Source organism: Polaromonas sp. UBA4122, assembly GCA_002381615.1.
GTDB lineage: Bacteria > Pseudomonadota > Gammaproteobacteria > Burkholderiales > Burkholderiaceae_C > Polaromonas.
Genome location: DFWY01000016.1, coordinates 1 through 8886 on the forward strand (window position 1 = coordinate 1; position 8886 = coordinate 8886).

An 8886-nucleotide genomic window follows, 5' to 3' on the forward strand; every position below is an offset into this window, starting at 1 on the left:
CACAAAATTCCTGACAGGCTCGCCGAATGCGCCCTGATGATAGAGTCGCGTGCGGGATTGAGAGTAACCACGCCCACCGGAGACCAGTTGCGTGTTTTGCCTGACCACCTAACCGGATTGAGTTCACGCGCTTGTGCATACAACGCATGGCGAGCCGCCAAGATGGCGTGATCTTCCCTAGCATGGCGCTTGCGCCGCTGACACATACCTGTAATGTCACAGGCCAGGCGCAGTCGCGCGCCAGCGTTGTGGGCCGTTTCGATGTCATCGGCCAGACTACGGCGATCTTCGAGGAGGATCATTCGTCCTCGCCCCTATTGAGGATCACCGTGACTTTTTTTGATAGGACCAGTAGCGCTGCGGTCTCGGCCAATGCACGGTTCCTTGCGCAGCAGTTCGCGATCGAACTCCTTGAAGTGTTTGCGGTCTTGCCGGGTGGCCTGTGGGCTGGCCCGGGCGTCCTTTGGATCGGCCAACGCCGCGGTGACGCTCGTGCACCATTTGTCCAACTCGGCTGGATAGATGCCTGCGCGCGGCACCAAGCGCTCTTGTCCGCCTCACGCATCGCCGCCGTGTTATCACCGCCTCGAGCCGGGAGCCCGCAGTCCAGGCCCACCCTGGGGCGGGCCTGGACTGAACATCTTCGCTAGCGCTGTAGCGTGCCAGTTCCTATGCCAACCTCCCTGGCTACCAACTCCACTGCCGCGCTTTCAGGCGGCAACAACCGCGCTACTACTCGGTCCTTGAATGTTTGTCCGTATCGTGCCACTTCTATCCTTCCTCGCCGCCCCCGGTTCTTGGTTCTATAGAGACGACAAGTATTGTGACGCGGGGAAGTGGCGAGCGAAGCGGTCGTTCAGGCTGGTTGGGTGAAGTACGCCTACCTGTTTCAGCATCGTTCAGTCCCGCGAAAGAGGGAAGCCAGCAATCAGCCGCACCTGCTGCCACCGATCAGCACTATCGGATTCGACATGCGGGGGATATCAGAGCTCTCCCGGCAACAGCTTGGCGGGAGACCTGCCTTCACACCGTCGAGCGGCGACAAACGCGAAGTTTCAGCGCGATACGGAATTCACTCAGGCGGCGAGACGCCGTTGCCCGCTCACTGGGACAGAATCCAGCCGATGACATTCTTGATCTCGCTCATGTCCTTCGTCTCGATGACCTTGTGTTCCTCTTCCGTGCCGTCTTTCTGCTTGACCTTTGGTGCCTTGGTGAGGTTATCGATCAGCTTCGCTTCCGCGTCAGCCTTGCCCCTCCATTTCTCGGCAATTTTCTTGAACGATGACCCAGCCTTGTCCTTGTCTATCGCATGGCATTTCAGGCAACCGCTTTTCTTGGCTAATGCCGCGGCGGCATCGGCATTGACTGCGGCGTAGGACATGCCGGAAAATGCTGCCGCCGCAATACCAATGACCGAAAGGGGGATTAGTTTTTGGGGGATCGAAAGATTCATTGCGAGGTTCTCCTTTGCAATTCCGTTCATTTCAGTTCACGGATGAATATTAATATTGATACCGACATGAGTCTGCCGGTCGGGATAACGCCGCATCACCAACCCTGTCCTATGATGAACAAAAGCCGCTGCACAGCCCGCACATAACCAGACCAGAAACAAGTCTGGAGATAGAGCCATCCCGATAAACAGAAGCATTGTTATCTTGCGCTGATTCGGGGCGCACTTCGGCAGAATATGAAGCTTCTCTGATCTGGGTCAAACCGGCAGCGACAAGACCAGACTTAAGGCTGGTAGGTCCGTGGCGCTGCGCGATGAGACCTACAACGGCACATGCGCGGCCCGGTCCGCGTAGCGCAGGCCACGAGGGTTGGCTCGCCACGCGGCAAGGCTGCAACAGTAGTTGCTAGCTCAGGTTGAGGAAGTTCAGCTCTTTGACAGTTTGCTCTGAGTTGACCGTGAAGCGTGGCTGGTTCGGGTGTTACAAATTTACTGGTCCGCGCTGGGATGATCCGCTCAGGTTGAGCCAGCGGTGCATTCCGCGCACGGACCTGCCAAGCCCGGCTCCCGAATACGCAAAGTGGTGGTTGCCAAACCACCATGGTCAAACATTTGACCAGAGATGGTTGAGTTTCCTGTCGCTGTACAAAAAAAATATCACCAATTGAACGCTGTATCTCATTGATTCAGTGAGAAATTCTTGTTTCTGCACGATGAAAGTGTACGCAAAATTTGTACTTTGACTCGACAAATGGAGATGTGCGTGGCTACTGCATACCGCTCCTACATAGACCTAAGTTGTTGATAACAAACATAATAAATATATTAATCTGCAACTGGCATGGGGCTTGCTATACAAGGGTAAGCACAGAAGAACGAAGGTAGCCCAAATGATTGAGAAAGCCAAAATCCTGGTCGTCGACGATGAAGAAGTCGTTCGACTCAGTTATTTCAGAACCCTATCGGGAGAGCGTTGCAGCGTAGAAGTGGTCAGGGATGGCAAGGATGCGTTGCAAATGATGGGGCAACAACCGTTCGATGTGGTGTTGCTCGATCTGCGCATGCCGGAAATGGATGGCATGACTGTTCTCAAGGCGATCAAGGAGAAATGGCCCGAGAGTGAAGTGATCATCATTACCGGGTATCCGGCGGTTGATTCTGCCAAGGAAGCGGTAACGCTGGGCGCCTATGGCTATCTCGCCAAACCGGTGGGTCCGGATGATGTCATCAATGCGGCAAACGGCGCCATGATGCATAAAAGGTGGGCTTTGCGCTGCGAACAACAGACTCAGTGCGTTGCCACCCGGTAGCGATCTAGTGAGCAAGAAATCGTGATAGGGGCTTGGGGCAATTTTGCTGACTGAGCCAGTTTGATGAAGGAGAAATATCATGAGTGCGTTACGTAAAGTACTGGTCGTGGATGACGACCCCGTGGTTGGCAAGAGTTTCAACCGTGTTCTTTCTCAAGAAAAGGGCTACGTGGTAATCACCGCCCAGAACGCCGCAGAAGCGCTGGAGAAACTGCGCGAGCAAGAGTACGACCTTGTTTTCACGGATATCAAAATGCCAGGCATGGACGGCGTCGAGCTAGCCGAACGGGTGAAAGCCAAACGTCCCTGGACCCCGGTGGTTATCGTTACCGGCTACGGCACCATGGCGAATGAAGAAAGAGCCAAGGCGGCTGGCGTATCGGACTTCTTGCGCAAACCTTTGTCGCCGGAAATGATTGAAGGCAGCGCGATGAATGCGCTGCACGAACCAGCGCCGGCAGTCGTTGCGCGGCAGGAAGCAAGCCCGCTCGAACAGGTGCATCCGGCACTGCTGGAAAAAGAAAACAACCTGAAGAACATCGCCCTCTGCTTGGCTGCGCCATTCATCGGGTTGGCCTATGCGTTATTGCTCCCCTTGGTCGGAATTGCCATGCTGGCCTGGGTTGGTGGGCAGGCGTTTGTGGAATTGCCATCGGTAAGAAAGGCGCTCACCTTTCTGAAAAACGTGGCCCTGTTCGTGGCGGCCCCCTTTGTGGGATTGGCCTATGTCGTCTTGCTTCCCTTTGTCGGAACGGCCATGTTGGTCTGGGTTGGCGTGAAGGCGTTCATTCCACAGCCTCCTGTGGAATGACTGCTGACACCATCAGGGGAGCTAATTTTCCCTGATGGTTTCGCGCTAAAAAAACTCAACAAGTGGGGAATTCCGATGAAAAACTTTTTCAAAGTCGGCAACATGATGGTGTCGTTTCGCCCAAAAAGCTTGATCCTGGCAGCCTTGGTCGCGCTTGTGCTTTCCACCGTAGGGATGGCGATCCATGCCGAAGATAGCGGTCTATCCAAAGAGGACAAGGCTTGCTTGAATTGTCACGACAAGGAAGGCTTGGGGAAAACGCTTGAAAACGGAGAGACGCTTTCCCTGCAAATCTCTACCAAAGCCTACGTCGAGTCGATGCACAATGGGACCAGTTGCGAAGACTGTCACTCGGACATTGACGCCAAAACCCACGGCAAGGTCAAGACCTCCATCAATAGCAAGCGGGATTTCTCCCTCACCATGCAGGAGGCTTGCCGTACCTGCCACAAGAAGAAATTCACGGAATATGAGGACAGTGTCCATGCGGCACTGATCAAGGAAGGCAGCAAGAAGGCACCGATGTGTTCCGACTGCCACAATCCGCATACGGTTCGTTCCGCGAAAATTATCGGACCAATTACGGCAACTCCCTGCGCGAAGTGTCACGAGGACATATTCAAGGCCTATTCCAGATCTGTGCATGGCCAGGAGCGCATTGCAAATGGCAAAGCCGCTCCCCTGTGCGCCGGTTGCCATCAAGCCCACGCCGTGAAGGCGGCTTCGTTGGGTAACGACGTAAAAGAGGCCTGTCTTTCATGCCACAAAAATGCAGTCGATATGCATAAGGTCTGGTTGCCGAATACAGAACGGCATTTTGAGGCCATCTCGTGTCCGGCCTGTCATGTTCCGACCGCGCAACGCCGGGTTAATCTCCGGCTCTATGACGGCGTGGGAAAGCATCAGGTTTCAGAAAAGACGGGCGTGCCGCAGTTTGAGCGACTAACCCATGCTGCCGATGCAAAAGATACCGGCCTAAATGAGAGGGCGCTATGGAGCCTGCTGAAGGAATTCAATCGGGACGGCGTTGAAGGAAAAACCATTCTGCGTGGCCGCTTGGAAGTGAGTTCCGGAGTGCAGGCGCATCAACTGAGCGAAAAGTCCAAGGCAATCCGGGACTGCAACACCTGTCACCAAACGGGTGCAGCACCCTTTCAAAGCGTGACACTGACAATAGCCGGTCCGGATGGCAGGCCTTTGCGCCATGACGTCCAAAAAGACACTTTGACTTCCCTGACGTCAATGGAGTCAGTGCGCGGGTTTTATGCCATCGGCAGTACGCGGATCAAGCTGCTGGACAGCTTGCTGGTCCTGGTTCTGCTGGGCTCGATCAGTGGGTCGCTCGGGCACATGACGATCAAACGGCTATTCAAAAGCGTGCGGGAGAAGCTTGAGGCCGAGAAGAACGCCGCACCTCCTCAAGCCGACAAGCAGGTTTTACCGGGTGATCGTCGCGCTGATGACGATGCCTCAAAATAAAAGGAGCTAGCCATGAACAAGCTATATATTCATCCGCTTCCGGTCAGGATCTGGCACTGGGCCAATGCCATCGGTTTTGTGTTGTTGATTGCCTCCGGAGTGCAGATCAGGTATCTTGACTTGATCCAACTGATGTCATTCAGGACTGCGGTGGTCGCTCACAACTGGATTGGTTTCGTGCTGATCGCCAATTTCTTCGTGTGGCTTGGTTTTTATCTGTTTACCGACAAGATCAAGGTCTACCACCCCGAGCTGAGCCCGACCAAGTATTTCCGAGACAGCTGGCGGCAAATTCAGTTCTATGGCTACGGCATCTTCCGGGGCGAACCCAATCCGCATCATCCGAGCGCTTATCACAAATTCAATCCCTTGCAGAGCATGCTGTACCAGATCATCATGATGCTGCTCGTGCCCCTACAGTTTTTCACGGGCGTGATACTTTGGGACGTCACGCGCTTTTCATCCATGGTGGAGATGTTCGGCGGGGTGCGCGTCGTGGATACGGTTCACGTCCTGCTCTTCATCTTGTTCAGCGGATTCATGATCGTACATATCTACCTGGCGAGCCTCGGCCACACGCAGTCGGCCCATTTCAAGGCCATGGTCACCGGATATGAGGAAATCGAAGACGAGCCGGAACAGCGCTGAACTTCGTAAAACAACTCATGGCGAGGCGTTGCACGCCTCGCCATGCCGCATCAGATCAAATGGACTCGGATTCGCCCGAATCGAATTCGGTATCGCGGACCCGAATGTTGTATTTCTTCATCAGCGCCTGAAAATTAGTGCGTTGCATGCCGGTTTCTTCAGCGCTCCGGGTGACGTTTGAGGCGTTTCTCTTGAGCGTCTCCTGGACGAACAGCTTCTCGACTTCTTCAACCGATTTCTCCCTGGAAATTTTCTTGATTCGCTTGAGATCCTCGCTGGTTCTTGGTACTTCAAGATCGAGTCGCGGCGAGGTATCGACGATGTTTGCCATATGCGCCTGGCGGAGCACATTGTCAGACGACAGAATCACAGCCCGATGTACCGTGTTTTCGAGTTCACGCACGTTGCCCGGCCAGTCATAGTTCATAAGCAGGCTCATCGCGCCTTCGGAGATTTCGGCCACCGGCTTTTTCAGTTCATTGCAAAAAATCTTGACGAAGTGGAAAGCCAGCGCGGGGATATCATCACGGCGCTCTCTCAGGGCTGGCGCGTGGATAGGGAAAACGTTGACGCGGTAATAAAGATCTTCGCGGAATGCGCCTTCTGCAACCAGCGCCTTGAGATCCTTGTTGGTCGCGGTGATGACCCTAACATTGGTTTTCTGCGTGTTGGTATTCCCGACTGCCCTGAATTCGCGTTCCTGGATAACACGCAGCAACTTGGCCTGGGTTGACAGGGGAAAATTGCCAAATTCATCCAGAAAAAGCGTGCCATTGTTGGCGATATCGAACATGCCGCGTTTATTGGCCACGGCGCCCGTAAACGATCCCTTGATGTGGCCGAACAGCTCACTTTCCAGCAGGTGCTCACTCAGCGTGTTGCAGTCGACAGTGACAAATGGTTGGTCCTTGCGCAGGCTGTTGTAGTGAATGGCACGAGCAATCATTTCTTTGCCGGTCCCACTTTCACCGGTGATGAGGACGGTGCTATCCGTCGGCGCACACTTCGCGATCAGGCGGTAAACGGCCTGCATCCGCGGGCTGGAGCCGATGATGTTCTCGAAACGATACTTGGAGCTGACCTCGTTCTTGAGGCTTCGGTTCTCTTGCAGCAAGTGCCGTCGTTCCAGCGCACGATCCACTATATGCTTCAGTTCATCCGGATCGAAGGGTTTGGACAAGTAGTCAAAAGCGCCCAGTTTCATGGCCTTGACGGCCGTCTGGATCTGCGAAAGCCCGGTCATCATGATGACATCAATGTCCGGATGCCTCTCCTTCACATGCTGCAACACCTCGAGGCCGTCAATCTTGGGCATCATGATGTCGAGAACAATAACATCGTAATCAGTTTCGTCTATTTTTCTCAAGGCCTCCCAACCGTCCTGTACGGAATCAACCGCATAACAGCTATCGCTGAGTATGCGCAGGCAACTCCGAATGACAATCTCCTCGTCGTCAACGATCAGTATTCTGGCACTCATGGGTTACTCTCACCTGCATTGTTTTCGGTTTCACCAAAAGGGGACGTTACCGGAAGATAGACGCGAAAAGTAGTTCCTGCGCCAACGACGCTTTCGACATTGATCTTCCCACCATGGGCTTTGACAATGCCGTAACTGACAGACAAGCCCAGCCCTGTTCCTTCGCCCACCTCCTTGGACGTAAAAAATGGGTCGAAAATTCGCTGCAGATTGGCTTCCGGGATACCACAACCGGTGTCCGTGACCTCTATCTCAACCATCGGAAACGGTTTGACACCGGGTTTGGGTAGGCCTGCGGCAATGTAAGGGCGGCTTTCCACAATAATGTTTCCCTTGCCCTCAATAGCCTGCTGGGCGTTGACAAGCAAATTCATAATGACCTGTTTAAGCAGGTCAGCGTCACCCCATACCTGAGGTAAATCGGGATCAAGATTAGTTGTGATCTCAATCTGCTGCAGGGACGCAGGCCGCTCGACAAAACGCACTGTGTCCTCAATCACTTGATTAAGGTTGAAAAATCCCTTGGTTGGAACCTTCTCCCGCGCGAAGTCGAGGAGTCGCCTGATGATGCTGGCACACCGCTTGGTCTCGCGGACGACCAGGTCCAAATCCTCCGCATCCTGACTGCCGTCTTCCATTTTTTTTCGCAACAGGGAGGTGAAGGTTAAGATGCCAGTCAGTGGATTGTTCAATTCGTGGGCAATGCCAGACGCCAGCACGCCGATCGAGGCCAGTTTTTCCCCCTGGGCAACCTCGGCCTTGGCGGCTAGAAGTTCATGGGTTCTATCTGCAACTTTCAATTCGAGGGTTTGTACCAGTTCCTGCATCTCTATCCTTGATTCATTGAGTGCTGCGGTCATATGGTTGAAAGAACCCGCGACGCGACCGAATTCGTCATCACTGCGTACGGGAATACCCTGGTCAAGGTTGCCAGAAGCTATTTTTTCAGCGCCAGACTCCAAGTCCTTCAGGGGAAGGTATATCAGGCGCTGAAGCAGAAGACTGACGCTGACAGCAACAAGAAGAATGATCGCCGACAAAATACCAACAATGTATACGGTATGCGTCTTCAATGACTGATCTATCTCATCGAGGGAATAGGCAATCTCCACGATACCAAGCACCGACTGGCTTGCAGGATGTTCATGACATGATGCGGATGAACATGACGGCTCATTGCGTATCGCCGCCATGCTGCCAAGAAACCTCTTTCCCTCAGGGGTCCTATATATTGTCCACCTCATGTCGTTGGTGACATGCTCCAGGGTTTTGCTGGTCTGGTGGCATTTAACACAAGGCTCCGCCTGTTGCTCAATCGAATGCCCGATTTCTAATGATCGGTTTGAATGAATGATCGTGCCGTCCTTGTTCAATACCCTGACTCGCTCAATGCCCTTCTGTTTACCAATGTCCTGAATGATCTTCTCAGCGATATCACGATTGTTCAAAAGCATCGCATAACGCGTGCTCTTGACAATCACTTCGGAAATTTGCGTGACATGTCCGGCAATCTCATTCTGAAGTTGTTCCCGCTGGTCCTGAACGATGAGAAAGGGGAACAGAAGCATCGCCGGTGAAAGAGCGATGATCAGATACAGGCTGACTTTGAGCTTTAGATTATTTTGGAACATTTACCAAGTCGATCCGCAGGTACCAGATGATTATGACATTGCCTTCGGCCGGAATTTGTCAATGACTTTGA

General features: G+C 53.4%; 7 protein-coding genes and 1 pseudogene. 4 read left to right on the top strand and 4 right to left on the bottom strand.

The window, feature by feature from the left end:
• Both B3F77_RS02330 and B3F77_RS02335 read right to left on the bottom strand, forming a co-directional pair.
• Positions 1 to 188: pseudogene (locus B3F77_RS02330) on the bottom strand (hypothetical protein); the annotation flags it as partial.
• A gap of 914 nt (positions 189 to 1102) precedes the next feature.
• Positions 1103 to 1456, bottom strand: coding sequence for a c-type cytochrome (locus B3F77_RS02335; protein ID WP_293603397.1), 354 nt, complete (start codon positions 1454 to 1456; stop codon positions 1103 to 1105).
• Between the two features lie 890 nt (positions 1457 to 2346).
• Between B3F77_RS02335 and B3F77_RS02340 the strand changes: the two genes are divergently transcribed.
• The 4 genes from B3F77_RS02340 (at position 2347) to B3F77_RS02355 (ending at position 5704) form a co-directional block, all read left to right on the top strand.
• Positions 2347 to 2766, top strand: coding sequence for a response regulator (locus B3F77_RS02340; RefSeq protein WP_293603398.1), 420 nt, complete (start codon positions 2347 to 2349; stop codon positions 2764 to 2766).
• 79 nt (positions 2767 to 2845) lie between these two features.
• A complete protein-coding gene (locus tag B3F77_RS02345; RefSeq protein WP_293603399.1) occupies positions 2846 to 3577 on the top strand; it encodes a response regulator transcription factor in 732 nt (243 codons plus the stop codon).
• 75 nt (positions 3578 to 3652) lie between these two features.
• Complete coding sequence (locus B3F77_RS02350) at positions 3653 to 5056, top strand: cytochrome c3 family protein (RefSeq protein ID WP_293603400.1); 1404 nt, start codon at positions 3653 to 3655, stop codon at positions 5054 to 5056.
• Positions 5057 to 5068: 12 nt separating this feature from the next.
• A complete protein-coding gene (locus tag B3F77_RS02355) occupies positions 5069 to 5704 on the top strand; it encodes a cytochrome b/b6 domain-containing protein (RefSeq protein WP_293603401.1) in 636 nt (211 codons plus the stop codon).
• A gap of 55 nt (positions 5705 to 5759) precedes the next feature.
• Here B3F77_RS02355 and B3F77_RS02360 read toward each other — a convergent pair whose 3' ends face one another.
• Both B3F77_RS02360 and B3F77_RS02365 read right to left on the bottom strand, forming a co-directional pair.
• Positions 5760 to 7184, bottom strand: coding sequence for a sigma-54-dependent transcriptional regulator (locus tag B3F77_RS02360; protein WP_293603402.1), 1425 nt, complete (start codon positions 7182 to 7184; stop codon positions 5760 to 5762).
• Complete coding sequence (locus tag B3F77_RS02365; RefSeq protein WP_293603403.1) at positions 7181 to 8815, bottom strand: sensor histidine kinase; 1635 nt, start codon at positions 8813 to 8815, stop codon at positions 7181 to 7183. Before B3F77_RS02365 ends, B3F77_RS02360 begins: the two co-directional genes overlap by 4 nt.
• Positions 8816 to 8886: the final 71 nt, after the last annotated feature.

Bases quoted from the DNA above. Each gene is read 5' to 3' on its own strand.
- B3F77_RS02355 (WP_293603401.1), top strand. From the start codon at position 5,069: ATGAACAAGCTATATATTCATCCGCTTCCGGTCAGGATCTGGCACTGG.
- B3F77_RS02345 (WP_293603399.1), top strand. From the start codon at position 2,846: ATGAGTGCGTTACGTAAAGTACTGGTCGTGGATGACGACCCCGTGGTT.
- B3F77_RS02360 (WP_293603402.1), bottom strand. From the start codon at position 7,184: ATGAGTGCCAGAATACTGATCGTTGACGACGAGGAGATTGTCATTCGG.
- B3F77_RS02340 (WP_293603398.1), top strand. From the start codon at position 2,347: ATGATTGAGAAAGCCAAAATCCTGGTCGTCGACGATGAAGAAGTCGTT.
- B3F77_RS02335 (WP_293603397.1), bottom strand. From the start codon at position 1,456: ATGAATCTTTCGATCCCCCAAAAACTAATCCCCCTTTCGGTCATTGGT.
- B3F77_RS02350 (WP_293603400.1), top strand. From the start codon at position 3,653: ATGAAAAACTTTTTCAAAGTCGGCAACATGATGGTGTCGTTTCGCCCA.
- B3F77_RS02365 (WP_293603403.1), bottom strand. From the start codon at position 8,815: ATGTTCCAAAATAATCTAAAGCTCAAAGTCAGCCTGTATCTGATCATC.